Source organism: Phycobacter azelaicus, from assembly GCF_014884385.1.
Lineage (GTDB): Bacteria > Pseudomonadota > Alphaproteobacteria > Rhodobacterales > Rhodobacteraceae > Phycobacter > Phycobacter azelaicus.
The window spans coordinates 2,372,327-2,388,522 of sequence record NZ_WKFH01000003.1; the positions used below are offsets into that span (position 1 = coordinate 2,372,327).

Annotated in this window: 5 protein-coding genes and 3 pseudogenes; 3 read left to right on the forward strand and 5 right to left on the reverse strand. The window is 60.1% G+C overall.

The window, feature by feature from the left end:
* Positions 1 to 63: 63 nt before the first annotated feature.
* The 3 genes and pseudogenes from INS80_RS12485 to INS80_RS19335 all read right to left on the reverse strand — a co-directional run.
* Positions 64 to 3,081 (reverse strand): BPTD_3080 family restriction endonuclease, encoded by a 3,018-nt coding sequence (locus INS80_RS12485; protein ID WP_192965946.1) that lies wholly within the window; start codon positions 3,079 to 3,081, stop codon positions 64 to 66.
* A gap of 103 nt (positions 3,082 to 3,184) precedes the next feature.
* Positions 3,185 to 3,457, reverse strand: a pseudogene (locus INS80_RS19330) (integrase core domain-containing protein); the annotation flags it as partial.
* Positions 3,458 to 3,610: 153 nt separating this feature from the next.
* Positions 3,611 to 3,715: pseudogene (locus tag INS80_RS19335) on the reverse strand (hypothetical protein); the annotation flags it as partial.
* A gap of 750 nt (positions 3,716 to 4,465) precedes the next feature.
* Between INS80_RS19335 and INS80_RS12495 the strand changes: the two are divergent.
* A complete protein-coding gene (locus tag INS80_RS12495) occupies positions 4,466 to 7,690 on the forward strand; it encodes an STY4851/ECs_5259 family protein (protein ID WP_226892616.1) in 3,225 nt (1,074 codons plus the stop codon).
* 9 nt (positions 7,691 to 7,699) lie between these two features.
* Positions 7,700 to 13,774, forward strand: coding sequence for a DEAD/DEAH box helicase (locus INS80_RS12500; RefSeq protein ID WP_192965949.1), 6,075 nt, complete (start codon positions 7,700 to 7,702; stop codon positions 13,772 to 13,774).
* Positions 13,775 to 14,014: 240 nt separating this feature from the next.
* On the opposite strand, the pseudogene INS80_RS12505 reads toward INS80_RS12500, so the two are convergent.
* A pseudogene (locus tag INS80_RS12505) lies at positions 14,015 to 15,119 on the reverse strand (IS3 family transposase).
* A 260-nt stretch (positions 15,120 to 15,379) separates the two neighbouring features.
* Between INS80_RS12505 and INS80_RS12510 the strand changes: the two are divergent.
* Positions 15,380 to 15,919, forward strand: coding sequence for a hypothetical protein (locus tag INS80_RS12510; RefSeq protein ID WP_192965950.1), 540 nt, complete (start codon positions 15,380 to 15,382; stop codon positions 15,917 to 15,919).
* Between the two features lie 81 nt (positions 15,920 to 16,000).
* On the opposite strand, the gene INS80_RS12515 is transcribed toward INS80_RS12510, so the two are convergent.
* Entirely contained in the window at positions 16,001 to 16,156 is a 156-nt protein-coding gene (locus INS80_RS12515; protein WP_192965951.1) for a hypothetical protein, read from the reverse strand.
* Positions 16,157 to 16,196: the final 40 nt, after the last annotated feature.

The window sequence follows — 16,196 nt, forward strand, 5'->3', positions numbered from 1 at the left end:
CCAAGGGGCGGATGCCCCAATAATTACGTCCGAATTCGGAGCTGATCAAGAGCGAATTCTGTTTCATGCTGTCGCAAACTGTTTCAGAGCGTCGCAGATTGCCTCTTCCAGCCCCGGCCCTAAGTCATGCACGTCGCGCAGTTCGGCAAAGCCCCATCGGCCGAAGCTGCCCAGTCGGTTCACGGCCGGGATCCACTTGTAGCGCATGGTTTCAGCCTTGAGCATGGCGTCATGGCCGCGGAACCCCTTGACTTCGATCACCAGTGTCGTCGGCTCGGGTGCGTCCAGGCGGATCAGGAAATCGGGGCGGTAAACATGCGGTTCGCCTTCTTTCAGGTAGGGCACTTCGAAGCCAAGGTTGTGGTTCTTGGCATAGGCGAGCACCTTGGGGTGGTCCTCGATCCTGTTGGCCAGCTTCGCCTCCCAGTCGCTGTCGGTGATGATCCAGTTGAGGTGCGACTTGTCCGGGTGCGGCTGGTAGCGGGTGGCAACCGAGGTGTTGAAATTGACGCCCAAGGTGGAGCCTTGCGGGTTATAGGGATCGAGCACCGCCCGCAGAACGCCGTCGCCACGCGGTGAGTCGATGAGGGCGCCGAAGATCAGGTCGCACACCTCGTCGGCCAGTTCACGATAGAGCAGTTGCGCCGGCACGGTGTCGCCCTTGCAGACAAGATGGCCCTCTTGCAGCCACTGCATGACGATGCGTTTGGCGGCCGGGATCAGGTGGATCTTGGGCTGCTGGTTGGCGTCGCGGAGTTTCTCGAACACCATATGCTTGGCGACGTTGTAGGCGATGGTCGAAAGCCGCGCGGTCTTCAGATAGTCGAGCGACAGTTTTTCACTTTCGCCGACGATACCCTGCATGGTCACAACAGTTGCCGCGACCTTTTCAGGGGTGAGCACGTATTGTTCCAGCTTCGAGAAATCCACGTCGAGTCGATCGGACGGCAGGTCTGCGACGTAGCCTTGGACCCGCGGGAAGGTTATTTCCAGATGGTCACGCTCGGGTGAAACCGCGCGGACATTGATCACGTCGCGGGGGGGCTGTGGCGGCGCTACGCGTGGCTGGTCCGAGAAGTTCAGACCGTCGATCCCCATGATGTCGGCATATTCCGTGCGGAACAGGCCATTTTCGGGGTCGGCTTCATAAGACATGCGCCGGAGTGCGCGGCCGATTACCTGTTCACAAATCAACTGTGTGCCGAAAGCACGAAGGCCGAGGATATGGGTGACGTTGTTGGCGTCCCACCCTTCGGTGAGCATGGAAACCGAGACAACGCAGCGAACCTGCTCGCCCAGTCGCCCCTTCTTGCCGACTGTGTTCATGACTTCGCGCAGAATGTCGGCATCAGTCAGATCTTGAGTGCCTCCACGTTCTGCTTGCTCGCGGCGGAAAGCTTCAATTTCGTCGGCGTGGGCGTCTCGGAATCCTTTGTCGATATCTCCACTGGCTTCGAGCGTCGCGCTGTCGATCAAAACAGTGCGCGGACGTGGCAAGCGTTCCCCGTCATCTGCAAAGTTTGAGAACAGAGCACATTTTCCGGGGACGGTTTCCAATGTGCCATCCGGGTTTTCTCGTTCGTATCCGGCCACATAGTCGCGCAATAGCTCGGAGTTCGTCGTGTTGTTGCACACGATGATCATGACCGGCGGGATGCCCATCCCTTCGGACTGCCACAGATCAAAAGTCTTCTTGTAGTGGCCATATAGCGCGTCGATCGCGGTCTTGAGCGGGATCGGAAGGCTTTGCGGGTCAGGGCGCGCTGCGCCCCGTGCCTTCTTGGGCATCTTCTTCCCGATTGCTTTCCACAAGTTGCGGTAAAGGGGGTGCTCTCCGGAAGGCAGATTGTCGGCTACTGGCACGCGGGGAAGCTTGACGATCCCGCATTCAATAGCATCCATGAGAGAGAAATCGGACACCACCCAGGGAAACAATGTGCCCTCGACCCAACCGGATCCCGACAGGAAAAACGGGGTCGCCGACAAATCATAGACCACGCGAACGCCGACCTTTTTCTTGGCCGCTTCAATGCCGGAAATCCATAGACGCGCGGCTTCTGCGTTTTCCTCGGCCTCTTTCCTCTCGTCGCCGGTCAGTTTCGGCTTTTCTGCAGCCGTCCGCTCGCGATAGCTGTGATGGGCCTCGTCATTGATGACGTTGATTGGCCCCAGCCCCATGAGTTCGGGCATCACCCTTTGCACCATCTGCCCTTCGGTCTCGAGCGTGGTGAGTTCCTCGCCATGGCCCTTCAGTGCCGATCTTGTGCCCTTGGCAAGTTGAATCCGCTCGCGCAGTTTGAAAGCGTGATAGTTCGTGATCACGATCTTTGCCCGCTGCATGTCCTGCATCATGTCGGAAGGCACAAGGCTGAGCCGTCGGTAATAGTTCTCGGCATCGTTGGGCAAAAGAACACGCAAGCGATCGCGAATGGTGATGCCGGGTGTCACGATGAGGAACCCGCGGGAGTATGATTTTGCCCCGGGGCTGCGCACCGCATTGAGGGTCTGCCAAGCGATCAGCATCGCCATGACCGTTGTCTTGCCGGCACCGGTGGCGAGTTTCATGGCGACGCGGAACAAATCGGGGTTCGCTTCGGCATTGGCGGCCGTCAAGCGTTCTCGAAAACGTTTGCCGCGAGCCCCCATTTTCGGCGCAACCTCGGCGAGAAAGATTGCGGTTTCGACCGCTTCAAGTTGGCAGAAGAACGGCCGGATCGTCTGGGTTTCATCGGATTGCAGCGTACGCCAGTGCTGGAGCAGCTTTTGCGTCACCGGCGATACAGACCAATCGTTGGGATTGCGAAGCGCGCGCCAACTGTCCACCTGACTGCGCAGTTCATTAACGAACTCGGTCACGTTGTAGGCCATGTCCTGACCTTCGAGACCGGCTTCGCTCAAAGATAGCTCTGTTTGCTTGGCGCCGCTTTTCACCGACTTTGCCTGAGGCATGGCCGAAATCAGATCCGATCTGCGGCGGGACGGCACGATTTTGTCAGTCGGTCGCCCATCCCCGTCCAACTCCCAGTGTCTGTCCGGCACTCGATAAGGAGAATTAAGTATAGGATGCTCAAAAAATGACATGCTCGCCTCGGATGTTTTGGCTCAGCATCAATCAATCAAGACACGCGCGTGGCTTCAAGTGGTAATGGACCTGTCACGCATTGATGCCGCTCCGATTTCTCACTTATGCAGCTTGAGCCTCGAAGGCCAAGGGACTTTTCCGGCCGAGAGCTGAATGCTTACGGCGCGGATTGTAGAAGCCGTTGATGTATTCGAAGATTGCCAGTTCGGCAGCCCGCCGTGTCGGCCATGAACGACGCCAGATCAACTCGGCCTTGATGGTCTTGAAGAATGTTTCGACCGCTGCGTTGTCGTAGCAGTTGCCTTTCCCGCTCATCGAGACCTCAAAGCCATGCTGACGCAGGATCTTCTGGTAGTCGTGAGAACAATACTGGGCGGATTCAAACGGTCGTCGCAACGGTTCCGAATTGGAGGTTGTGATGACAAACCGCAAACGCGCATCAGAGCGCAGCACACGAGGTAAACTGTATTCACCGGGGCGGCCACGGGCGGCACTGCGTTCCTGCTGGATCCACCGGCTCAGCGTTGAAAAGCCAACACCGAAGTCAGCGGCAACCTGCTTGCGGGAAAGCCCGCTCGTCAATGCGACCCGAACCGCTTCTGCGCGGAACTCCGGGCTCGGTCGTGATGCCATGTCTGTTCTCCTTTGCGACACGATACGTGTTCAAAGGAGCGGCACAATTCCGCGACAGGTCCATAAAGCGCCGAGAATTCATGTCGATAGCGCCGTGGCCCTGTCAGGATCGGATGCCGCCTCAAGTTCTCAATTACGCCGTCTGAGCTTAGAAGGCCAAGGTGTCAACGGCGACAGCTATCGGCTGGCCCAAAGCAAGGCTCGCCAATACTCCTGAACCAAGCCTGGCCTTGGTCCTAACAGACCAAGGCGCCTTGGCAACCGACAGCTATGTGGGGAGCGAGTTCGCCAGGAGCCAGTCACACCCAGACTGGCCGACTTATGCTCCGCCCCGTCGCCGGATTTTGCGCCGCCGTTGACAATCCTTACTCTTGTAGGGTGTGACTGGTTCGTACCTGACGGGCAGCGCAGGACAGGGGGGGCGATGAAGCCAGAACTCCCGCGCGGTCGCCATACGGGCCGCAGTCTTGAAACCCGGGCATCCCAGGTCGCGCAACTGCGACACAGGCATGCATAGCCGGGTGTCCGGAGCGGCGGCCCCGTGACGTTGCCGCTGTCATGCTTGCTGCCGACGACGAACCTTGTGGCCGGCTTAACCAAGCTCTTCCCAGAGCCAAATCGTCGGCCTCTAACAACGCTTCACTGCGTCTCGCTTCCGTCGTCCGGGCTTCCACGGCTCAACCTGAGATTGCTGCTTGCAATCTGCGGCCGCATTCGCAAGGATCGCGCAACCGAGTTGAGGCGAATACAATGACAGTCTTCCAAGGTACTCTTGATACTAATAAATTTTCGGTAAGCGGCGGACCTCTACACACCTACCGCCTTTCGGATGAGGGTCATTCGCAATTGGCGCAGGAAATCAGAAATCTGCTGGCGTTGCGGAAATTTCGCACCGCAGCGGCCCCATTTGTCCTGTGGGCGGCTGAGAGGTATCGCCGGGAGTATGACGGCGGCGCCCTTTCTTGGGAATTCCTGACCGAACCCTTGGGAATCGCTCTTTCTCAAACAGATCTGCGCGACATGACGCGCGCTGGATTGAAGAATCTCGGCCGACCTTTGCGGCGGATCGAGGGCGGCACGCAATATCTGCGCACCATCGCGGCAGAGGGCGGGATTCCAGTTAAACTCCTAAGCGGGCAGGGCGGATACCGTTCGGCGCTCGTCGGCCTGGTTGCGGATCTGGCACGGATGGGGCTTGGGTGTCCGCGCGATGTCGCTTTGGCATTCGCGGCGCGGCGCAGCCGACGGTTGCCGATAGGATATCGCACCGAGGAGTTCCGAAATCTGTTTGTTGACTTCGCTATGGAGATTCTGGAGCTTCGCACTCTTGCGCCGGAAGGGCTCGCCGTACATGAGGTTGAGCCGTGGCTCGACCGCGTGAACCCAGATTGGCGGGAAGGTTTGCCGCTTCGGCTCGATGGTGACGCAGCACGCAGCCTGCTGTCCGAGGCCGTTTCCGTAACCCGCCGCTCCGGACTTGTTACCGACCCCTTCTGCCGTGTCTTGCTGCGAGACGCAGAGGAGTGTTGGACATCCTGGATAGACGTCGAGGAACAAGCCGAGATTGCGCCGGAGTTGATTGCTGGGGTGGAGCATGGGAGGCATCGCTTGCGCCTCGGTCCTGTCGGGCCGCTGGCCTCGGCAGTCCCGGACCTCCTACTGGCACTGGATCGTGATGGGGGCAGCGACATCTGGACGTGCCGACGCATCAGCGCGCGCCGGACCTCCCGTTTCCCCTTTCCTCTGGAGCAGGCCGCGGAGCTCATCGCAATGGCCGACGGCGCTTTTCTGACACGCGTGCGACTTGCCGGGGGAGATGCGATCGACATTGGCGTCAGTCCAACCTTCTGGCGCGTCGCAGAAACCGGCGCGACAGGGGCTGAAGCCCTGTCTTACGCTGGCAGCGCATCGCTGAAGACGCAGGATCCTCATATCTGGCTGCTATGCGCCAAGGATTTAACGCCGGATGTGGCGGAAGGCATCACGGCGAAACCGGATGGAGAGATCGCGGGAGGACAGCTTTGGCGATTGTCCGGAAGCGGGCGCGTGCTTCTGCGCGGATGGAATGCCGCCATCGCGACCCGGGCAGATGCCGATGATCGAGAAGAGATCCAGGTCGTCGGGCCGCTTGAATACCGCCTCCTCGACCGCACAGGCACGCCGGTCTATCGAGGTCTGCCGACAATTCTCCACCGTCGGGCAGGACGCGGTTTCCGCAAGCTCTCACATCGCGAAATGTTCCATCGATTTGGCCGGTCAAAGCCTTGGCGACTGGGGCTTCCGCGCGGCGACATGATCGGACGGGTGGAAATCGCCGTGAAAGAAGGTGAGGGCGTTGGGGCGCGCGTCACCGTCAATGTAGCCCCACCTGGGATATCCATCCGGGATGTGGACCCGGGCAATCCCGAAATCCGCCTGTTGCGACTGGATGGGCTACCCATGGGCTGGAAGCTTCGGATCGCGGATGGCGAGACGGTCGCCGTCAATGACAAGGGCCTCGCCGAGGCAGCCGTGAGTTCGGTCGATACGTTGCGTGGTCGGTTGAGCATTGCCCTTGTCAGCCCGAAGGGCGACGCGCCTTTGGCCTGGACACTCGATCTTCCCCGGGCGCGGGGGGAATTCCAGGACCAGGAAGGCGAGGTCTTGGCCCGCGACAGAGACATCACCATGCTGGAGTTGCGGAACTGGCGGGTGGTCCCCGCCGAAACCGGCAAAACAGAACTGCGGATCCGACTTGAAGGAGCACGGTCAGGGGTCAGTCCAGTGATCGTTCGCCCCATTGTGACCGAGCAACCTCTCTCCGCCTTCCGGCCACTTCTGGAAGAGATGCTTGTGGCAGGGGGGCCGGACAGTGAACTACGGTTACGTATTCTCTCCGGTGGTCTGCAGTCGCCGAGGCTGAAGCTTCGGCATGTGCTGGGCGAGACCTGCCTTGAGGGCTGCAAGCTGCTCACCCGACGACAGCAGACGCTTGTCTTCGACGCAGACGTGCAAGCGGTCGCCATAGACATGGAGCACCCCGATCGCGTGGAGACGGCCAATATAGAGGATCTTGCCGAATTGGGCGAAGGTCGCTGGTTCCTTCTCCCAAACTGGCGTGGCGTTCCGATGAGACCTCCGCGCCCCTACGTCACGCCGCAGCCAAGCGCACTGATTGGCGCAGACGCCCCAAGCCGCGACGCGCGTATCGCTCATTTTGCGGCAAGATACCGAAGTCGAGAAGCGGACACGGAATTGTCGCGGCTCTCCAAGCTGGACGGCCAGTTGCTGGCGCATGGGGTTTCGCCAGGGGCGCTGGACCAGGTTCACGCTCTTTGCGACGTGCCGGAGGCCGCGGTTCGCCTATTGATGCGTGTCTCGGAAAGCGATCTCGACGACATGCTCTCGCTTGAGCTGCACGGCGGTCCACGTTGGATATTTGTCGGGCCGGAACATTGGGCCGAAGGTTTCAGGCAGCAAGTGGCAACCCTTCGCGAGGTTTTTTCGGCGTCTCCATCGCTCGTACACAAAGCCGACGAAGAAATCCGCAGGGCAATTGCATCGCGCACCGCCGACATCGTGCGATTGCGCCCGGCCCTCACTGGGCATGTGGTGCTGGGGTTGCCGGAGAACGATCCGTTTCTCATTGTCGAACTCGCAAAGCGCCTTGGAGAATTGCCTTCGGCCCTGCAAGATCCGGAGGCTGCCCTGCGTGACTACGCCGACGAAGTCGTCCGGCGAAACGCGACGACCGCACCCCGACTCTACGATCTTGATGCGCGCAATCGGCCACGGGATTTCGCGAAGTATGACCCCGATCTGCGCGGGCTGATCGACGCCCCGCTGTTTGTCGCAGAAGTCGCATTCGGGACCCGTCCGCCTCCGACTACACGTCAGAGTATCGAGCTCTTGCAAGCAATTCACACAGACACAGGCGCCTTTGAAGCCGCGTTACCCGCGGCAATGGCCTGGCTCAACGATCGGCTGCAATCCTGAGGACGCACCATGAAGGACAACACTACCCTGCACCATTCGGGATACGCGGAAGCCCTCGCGCGCGTGAACAACCGCGCCGCAGATGCGGTAGTTGGCAAGGGGCGCGTGCGCTCGAACGCGCTGCGAAAGGAGATTTCACAGAGGCTGCACGGTGAGCCAGGACGTCCCGAAGCCTTTGTGACTGACCCGGGACTGGAGGCCGCTCGCATTTGGGAGCGTGCAAGCGTTTGCCTCGACGATCTGGCCGGACAGCTCCTCGAAGAAGATCTGGTTGCGGCCCTCGACCGCGAATACGTCAACGATGGCAGGCCAAACTCACGCCGTTGGCCGCGCCGCGGCCTCGATGTCGCCCCGTACGCCCACCAGCTTCGGGCATGGGAGACCGCCGAAGCGGGCAAGAGCTTCATGGTGACGAGTGGCACCGGATCGGGAAAGACCGAGTGCTTTATGATCCCGCTGCTCAACGATTTGTTGCGCCAGCATCGACCGGGGCAGACTGGCGTGCAAGCGATCGTTCTCTATCCTTTGAATGCGCTGATCGACAGCCAGAAGGAACGGCTTGGCGCGTGGATGGAGCCGCTCGCTGACCGGCTGTCCTATGCTCTCTACAATCGCCATCTTCCCGAAACCATCCCCGGACCAAAGCGGCGTGGGGCCGAGATTCGGGACCGTAAGACGCTCCGGGCCGATCCGCCATCACTGCTGGTGACGAACGTCACCATGTTGGAATACATGCTGATGCGCGCGCAGGATCGGGATATTCTGAAGAAGTCGCAAGGCACGCTACGCTGGATTGTGCTGGACGAGGCACACAGCTATGTCGGCGCGCAGGCGGCGGAAATGGCGCTGCTGCTGCGCCGGGTGCGAGAGGCGTTCGGCGTGCGACCGCAGGACGTCCGGCTTGCCGCCACCTCTGCAACGATCGGAGAAGGCGATGAAGCGCGGAGAACGCTACAGCGTTTTCTGGCCGATCTTGCCGGTCTGGAACAGTCCCAGGTCGAAGTGATTGAGGGACAGGAGCGTGTGCCCAATCTGCCCCCGCTCGGCCCCGATACCGCACTGGATCCAGATGATCTGCCCGAGAATAGCCGCGCTCTGTGGGCCTCCCTGGCGAGCCATCCGCGCCTTCGCGATATTCGGGACCGGATGCGCGGTGTCGGCATCGGCTTGCGTGACGTGGCCAAAGTGCTGGGACGGGACCCTGATACCCCGGGGGAAACGGCAAGAGTTTTGCGCGTGATGGAGGCGGCAGCGCAGGCGCAGGATCCGGAGACTGGCATCAGATTTGCGCCCTGGCGCCTGCATGCGTTCCATCGCGCGCAAAGCGGGATCTGGGCCTGCATTGATCCCGGATGCGCGAAGCGTGGGGCGGCACTGGCTGAGGACGACGCCGACTGGCCGTTCGGCCAAGTGTATCTGACTGAACGGGAAAATTGCGATTGCGGCGCTTCGGTGTTCGAGCTTGGTGCCTGCGACGAATGCGGAACGCCGTGGCTGATCGCGGATGTCGTGAGCGAGGGTCCCCACAGGATACTCCGGCAAACGCAGGATCAAGAGCGAGACGACGAGTACATCCTTGATGTGGAGCCCGAGGACGGCGACGAGACACCGCAAGCCGGGACGGCCGTGGCAGAGCGCGTCTTGATAGGCCCTGCGGGTAGTGGCGCGCAGGAATTTCTGAGGCTGACGGATGCATGCCTGTTCGAGCGCCCGAAAGAAGGCGACCGTGTCCTCCCTGTCACCCTGGTCGAGGAAGCGGAACGGGGTTGCTGCGAGCGCAGTTCGCACCAAAGCGTCATCGTGCGCCCACAGCGCTTTGGCGCGCCCTTCCTCATGGGAAACGCCCTGCCGATCCTTTTGGAAGCATCCGCTCCCAACCCTTCTGACACTCCGGTCCCCTTCAATGGCCGACGTCTGCTCTCGTTTACCGACAGCCGACAGGGCACGGCGCGCTTTTCCGCCAAGCTCCAGCAAGAGGCGGAACGCACACTCACGCGTGCCATCATTTACCATTCCGTCCAGCAGAGGTCGGGGGATGCGGAAAAGGCTGCGAAACTGCGCGAGGAAATCGCGGGCCTTCGCCAGGTTGTCGCGAGCGTTCCGAGCCTGCAATCCACCATCGAGGAGAAGCAAGCAGAGCTTAAAGCGGCCGAAGGTGGGCTGAAACCCGTCGCATGGTCCGAAATGGTGTCCCGGCTCGCCGCCAATGAGGAGCTTAGGAATTTCGCCTGCCCGGTTTGGCGGAACCGTCCCAGCAAGGGCGACAACACCCTTGCCGAGGATCCCACGGCCCTGGCCGAGCTTTTCCTGTATCGCGAGCTATTCCGCCGCCCGCGGTTGCAGAACAACGCGGAGACAATGGGCCTGGCGCGCTTGCTTTTTCCTGAACTTGTCGAGCAGGCGCGCCTGAAACAACCCGAGGCCCTACTGGAAGTCGGTCATGACGACGCGATTTGGGCAGATCTGCTGCACGCCGCTGTCGATATCGTGTTCCGGACCACCCTTGCCATTGCATTGCCGGAAACGCCGGTGGACGTCCGGCACTGGATATCCCCCCGCAGTGCCCTCTCGATGGTCGTTGAACCAGGATTGCCGCCGCAGGAGGTGAACGGCGTGAGGAACCCGACAACTTTTCCGGATGCACTCAATACGCGGTCGAACCTCACAAGGCTCGTCTATCGCCTCACAGGCGGAGACTGCGAAAGCAGGATCGACGCCGAACGCGCGGGTGCCGTTCTGACGGCAATCTGGGATACGTTGCGAAAAAGCAGGACGATCGTTCAGGCGGCCGCCGGCGCCTGGCGGCTGGCCATGACCAGAGCGTCGATTGCACCGGTCGAGACGTCCTATGAATGCCCGGTCACCCGGCGACTTCTGCCCTATGCCCCGGCTGGGATCTCAATGAACGCGGTGGGGGATCCGGAGACTTCGAGGGAAATCGTGATGCCCGAGTTGCCAGTTGGTGGACCGCAGGGCATTTCGACGTCCGAGCGCAAGAGTATCCGTACTTGGCTTGAGAGCGACGAACGTGTCGCAGCCTTGCGAATTCAAGGGCATTGGACAGGTCTTCACGACCGCACGGCCGAGTTCACGCCTTTCCTGCGAGCGCAGGAACATTCCGCGCAGATCGACCGATCCAGCTTACAGGGCTATGAAGAGGAATTCAGGCAAGGCCAAATTAACGTCCTGAACTGCTCGACCACGATGGAGATGGGCGTCGATATTCCCGATGTCGGCCTGGTCGTGAACACGAACGTTCCACCCTCACCTGCCAATTATCGCCAGCGTATCGGTCGGGCAGGACGCCGAGGCGAACCCTGGGCGATGGCCTTCACCTTTTGCAAGGACCTGCCGCTTGACAACATGATTTTCCGCGAACCTGCCCGCCTTCTGCAGGCGCAGGTTGCCGCGCCTCAGGTGCGGCTTGACTCTGCAACGCTTGTGCAACGGCACGTCAATGCGCTGTTACTGGGGCTGTTCCTGCGGGAAGGCGGCGGGATCAACGTCAAGAAAAATATGGCCTCGTTCATGGGGGCGACGCCCGATCCGGACGCGCCATTCATGCCCGATAGTGTCGCGGATGATTTCCTACTCGCGCTCAAGGGCGATTGGGGCGGCGGTGAGCCCGTGACCCGGGCAATAGACACGCTTGTGACTGGGACCTGCCTGGCCGGTCATAATGGGCTGGTCGCCCGGACGGAGGATAGTTTCGTCCGCATGCGTGATCATTGGCGCGACGAGTATGAACAGCTTTTGCAGGCACAGGCGGCCTATCCGGAAACCGAGCCGGCACACAGATTGTACCGTTTGCGCGCGAGACGCATGCGGGAAGAGTTCATGATGATGGAACTTGCCCGCCGCGGTTTCACCCCGTCTTATGGTTTCCCTGTCGATGTTGTCACCTTCGATCATGCCGGAAGGGACGGCGCAGAGGCTGGCCCAGCCCGTCAACTTGACATCGCTATCAGGGAATATTCGCCCGGAAGTGAAGTCGTGATCAACGGGCTGGTGCATCGCTCAGAGGGCGTCATGCCTACCTGGGGCAACAGGAACGACCCCAGCGCAGTCGAAGATCTTCGCACTCTTCTCTCTTGCCGAACCTGCGGCCACTTCGGCCTGACCCGGCAAAACGCAATGACGTGCCCGCGCTGCGCCGCGCCCGTGCAAAGGCAGGAACTGCTCCGGCCTTCCGGCTTCTTGGGCACCCGAAAACCGCACAGCGCCTATGAGCAGCTGGCATTTGTGGCCCCTGATCTGCCTCGCGTTTCTGCCTGCGCCGAGAACTGGATCTCCTTGCCCGACCCTGAAATTGGTCGGCACAGAACGGCACGAGAGGGGCATGTGCTCCTAACCGCGTCCGGCGAACACGGGTGCGGATACGCGATCTGCATTACTTGTGGCAGGGCCGCGGCCGAGACGGACGAGGCCAGCATGGTGATGCCGGGCGACATGCGCGATCATTTCCCGTTGCAGCGGCTTCGCGACAATCCGCGACACGATGGCAAATGTCCAGGCAATGACGAGGCGGCCCGCAAGATCCGGCGACGGGTCAAGCTCGGCACCGAATACACCACGGACGTCTTCGAACTGCAACTCGACGCCTTGGCGAACACCGAAGAGGGCCGCGCGCAGGCTGCCGCCATTGCTTCTGCCCTGCGCGAAGCGCTCGCGGCGCGCCTTGGTGTGGATGCCGAAACCATGGGCATAGCGGTCGCGCCCAGTCTGCGCCCGGACGAAGCGCGACGCAGCTCTGTTTTTCTGTATGACAAGGCGTCAGGAGGGTCCGGTTTCGCAAGTGAGGCCGACAAAGACTTCCCCGGTCTGCTGAAACGCGCGATGCGCCGCCTGGATTGTCCGGCAGACTGCGACAGCGGCTGCCCTGAATGCGTGCTGCGGCGCGACCTGCAATTCGGCGGCCCTATGGATCGCCGTGGCGCACTGAAACTATTACGGGACGAGATTCTGCCAAGGCTCGATTTGCCGGAAGCGATGCGCGTGTTCGGCCCGGAGACCCGGCCGGTCATGCAGCCGCTCGCGGACTGGCTGGGTCGGCAGTTGAACTCTGGAGCCATAGGCCGTCTGACGCTGTTCCTCACAGATCCACCATCGCGCTGGGACATCGCCGAATGGCCCGGCTTCAGGGTTGCCACGGAGGCGGCGCGCGCCGGCGTTCCGGTCACCATCGCATTTAAGAAGAGTGACATTCAATCACTGGATATGTCGCAGAAACTGGACCTCGTTCGGCTTGCCGCGCGGGGCGATGCGACTGTTCATGTCAGCGAAACCCTGCCCAAAATCGCCGGCGCATCAGTACTGGCTAACGCGACATTAAGCGGATCCGAAATCGCTGTCATGATCATGGATCCGGATGCTGCGCATGTGGACCGTAAATGGGGGTCTGTGGAGGCGAGTCCGTTGCTCTTCGGACCATACTCAGCCGCAACACTCTCTCCTGCGCTGTCGCTTCAGAAAGTTACCGTGTTCGGAGAGGGCAATTCCGCCCATAAGGACGTGATGACCGAACTCGATGGGCCCGTCTCACAGTTCGGCAACCGCTTCTGGAAAATCGTGCGTAACTTGCGTCCGCAAGCCTTCGGCGAAGGTCGGCGGATCGCACATGTAAGCTACAACGATCGCTATCTTCGAGGCCCGCTCACCGCGCGGTTGCTATTCGAAGCATGGCGCACCATGCCGCTGCGGGATGATCGAACGAAATTCGAAATCATCTCGGAGGCTACTGGCCAAGACGGACGGCCTGGGTATCTACTTTGGCATAACTGGGATAGCGACGCTGTTCGGCGTGAAATCTTGTCGGCAGTCTTCCCGAGCGCCGAAGTGAAACTTCGTGACAAGGCTGGTTGCGCCCATGCAAGATCATTCCGCCTAACCTTCGATGATGGGGCGGAAATCGCAGTTTTCCTTGATCAAGGATTTGGCGCATGGCGGGATTCGTCCCCACGCCCTACGCGCTTTCCTCATGATGAGGCTTCGTCGGAGCAAGCGAGGGCGCTTGTTGAGCTGCGTTTCAACGTGGCCCTTCAAGATGGTGGGCGATTCGCGTCCCCGATTTGGGTGCGATGGTAGTGTTCGCTGCGGACGTCATCGGTGGCTTCCTAAAGCTCCAAGCCGGGGACGGATTGGTGCAGCGGAAAGTGACAATTGAGCGAAGTCAAATGTCTAAACACTGACACAGACAGCGCGACCGAAATCTTACATGCGTTTGGTTTACGCTAAACCACTGTTAAGACCTGAGACCCGGTTGTGGCCACCCGCTGCGCGAGTTGAGGGCTGCGCTGGACCACGGACGTGAGCGTTTTTCCGTTTCTAAGCCATCGGGTGGCAGGTTGCCCCGATGGATTTCATGAACTCTGCCGGTGTCACATTGCCGATTGAGCTGTGCGGCCGTTCATTATTGTACTCGTGGCGGTACGCCTCACATTTTAGCCTGGCATCTTCAACGGACAAGAACCAATTCTGGTCAATGCACTCGGCCCGGACCGTCCCATTGAACGCCTCAGCAAAGGCGTTATCCGTGGGCTTCCCCGGTCGGCTGAAGTCCAGAACAACACCATTCAGATGAGCCCAGAGATCAAGATCCTTGGAGATTAACTCCAGCCCCTGATCGACACGGATAGAAGCAGGAGAACCATATTCCCGCGCCACGTGCTCCAATGTCCTGACGACGTCTGCACCTGCGTACCGCGGCCGGATGTCAATGGCTGCCGACACTTTCGATTACGTATCCACACTGGTCAGGATCCGGATTTTCCGGCCGTCATAAAACTGATCAGACAGAAGATCCATTGCCAGACCTCATTCAAAGATGCCGCCGGTCTGCGGTCTTCCCGGAGCGTTGCGGCAACCTTGCGTTTTGGCCTCTTGCTCCGGATCTGCAAGCCTTCTTCGGTATATAGCCGGTAGACCCGCTTGGCGTTCACTTCCCAGCCTTCTCCTCTCAGAAGATTATGAACCCGCCGGTATCCGTAGCGCACCCGCGCCTCGGCGATCTCACGGATGCGCTTTCGCAATGCTGCCTACGACGGTCGACGCGACTTGTAGAAATAGGTGGACTTGTTCAGCCCCGAGAACCTCGCAGCCGTGCCGGATCGAGACCTGAAACACACCCTGGACATAGTCGACCGGCTGTCGACCTTTCGCAGGCGCTACACCTTTTTTGCCAGCACGTCCTGAAGCATTGCCTTGTCGAGAGACAAGTCGGCGACAATCCTCTGCAGGCGGCCATTCTCCTCCTCAAGCAGCCTCAGGCGTCTCAAACCGGACGGCATCAGCCCACCGTACTTCTTGCGCCACCGGTAATAGGTCGGCTGGGAAACGCCTGCCTTGCGGCAGACCCCTGCACACTCAACCCATCATCAACCTGCTTCAGAATGAAGGCGATCTGGTGTTCGCTGAACCGTGATTTCCGCATCGGGAGTCTCCGCATTGCCTGCCGGGCATATTATGGAGAAATTCTTTCTGCCGCCGGTCCAGCTTCCGGGTGGCAGGTCAATTCCAGCAGCTCAGTATCAGACTCTATAGAATGTGTGATGCGCTTCCGAATAAGATTCGCTTGTGCTCATGTCTCACTGTGATCTTCGCGTAGGCTCCTGACGGGTCCTATCGTATGGAGCTTTCGTTTTTTTCGGAAATATGTCGTGAACCCAACTCCTCTCCGAAAACGGAGAGAAAATGCAACAACTGAACATACCAGACTGGAAGGCGGATCTTGGGAGCGTCACCGACCTCGCCAAATTCTTCAGTATATCCCGAGCGGCCATTCCGGGGCTTATGAAAGAGATGGGGGTTCCGAAGCGGGGGAGGGGGTATCCCTGGATCAGAATCTGGGTTGCTCTTGGTATTGACCTCGCCACTGTTCGTGATCCTGCGGTCCTGAGGACGCCGTTGCTGGAATTGCAGAAGGTCGCCGTGATGCTTGGTGAAAGCCCGAAGACGACGCGCCGTCGCAGCGAAGGCAAGCACCGTGACAGGTCTTTCCCAGCCCACCTCAACCTCGGGCCGCGCAAGCGCTTGTTTTTTGAAGGCGAGATCCGGGCGTGGCTGCTGGGCGAACCGGTGCCATTCAAGCGGCGGCAGTCCAAGCTCGTTTTCATCCCTGCGGCGGAGCGAAAAAACCGCGCTCAGGACGAGCCGGAACCGACGTCGACCCAAAGAAAAACTCCGCGCGGCTCAGCGGCCAGCCTGTTCTTGGCGCCACCGCCCTCCAATTGAACCAAACCTGAATTTCTGGACCAGCCTTCCAGAGACTACCTCCTTTCCGCACCTGGAAAGGAGGTTTTCTTTTGTATGTCGTCAGGGTGCTGTCTTGCCCGCGAATTCAACAACTTTCCGCGAAAATGACACCCGGGCAGGCAATTGGCCGATCAACGGACAGATGACATCCTCAGCGGACAAAATGACAAACACCCCTGGATTTTCGGTTCCGGCAAATGAACGGGTATTTGTCATTTCCGGCTTCGGTTTTTCGGAAAACGGCCAATTTGTCATT

What these genes read in the sequence shown, in the direction of transcription:
- INS80_RS12500 (WP_192965949.1), top strand. Translation starts at nt 7,700, where the DNA reads ATGAAGGACAACACTACCCTGCACCATTCGGGATACGCGGAAGCCCTC.
- INS80_RS12495 (WP_226892616.1), top strand. Translation starts at nt 4,466, where the DNA reads ATGACAGTCTTCCAAGGTACTCTTGATACTAATAAATTTTCGGTAAGC.
- INS80_RS12510 (WP_192965950.1), top strand. Translation starts at nt 15,380, where the DNA reads ATGCAACAACTGAACATACCAGACTGGAAGGCGGATCTTGGGAGCGTC.
- INS80_RS12485 (WP_192965946.1), bottom strand. Translation starts at nt 3,081, where the DNA reads ATGTCATTTTTTGAGCATCCTATACTTAATTCTCCTTATCGAGTGCCG.
- INS80_RS12515 (WP_192965951.1), bottom strand. Translation starts at nt 16,156, where the DNA reads ATGACAAATACCCGTTCATTTGCCGGAACCGAAAATCCAGGGGTGTTT.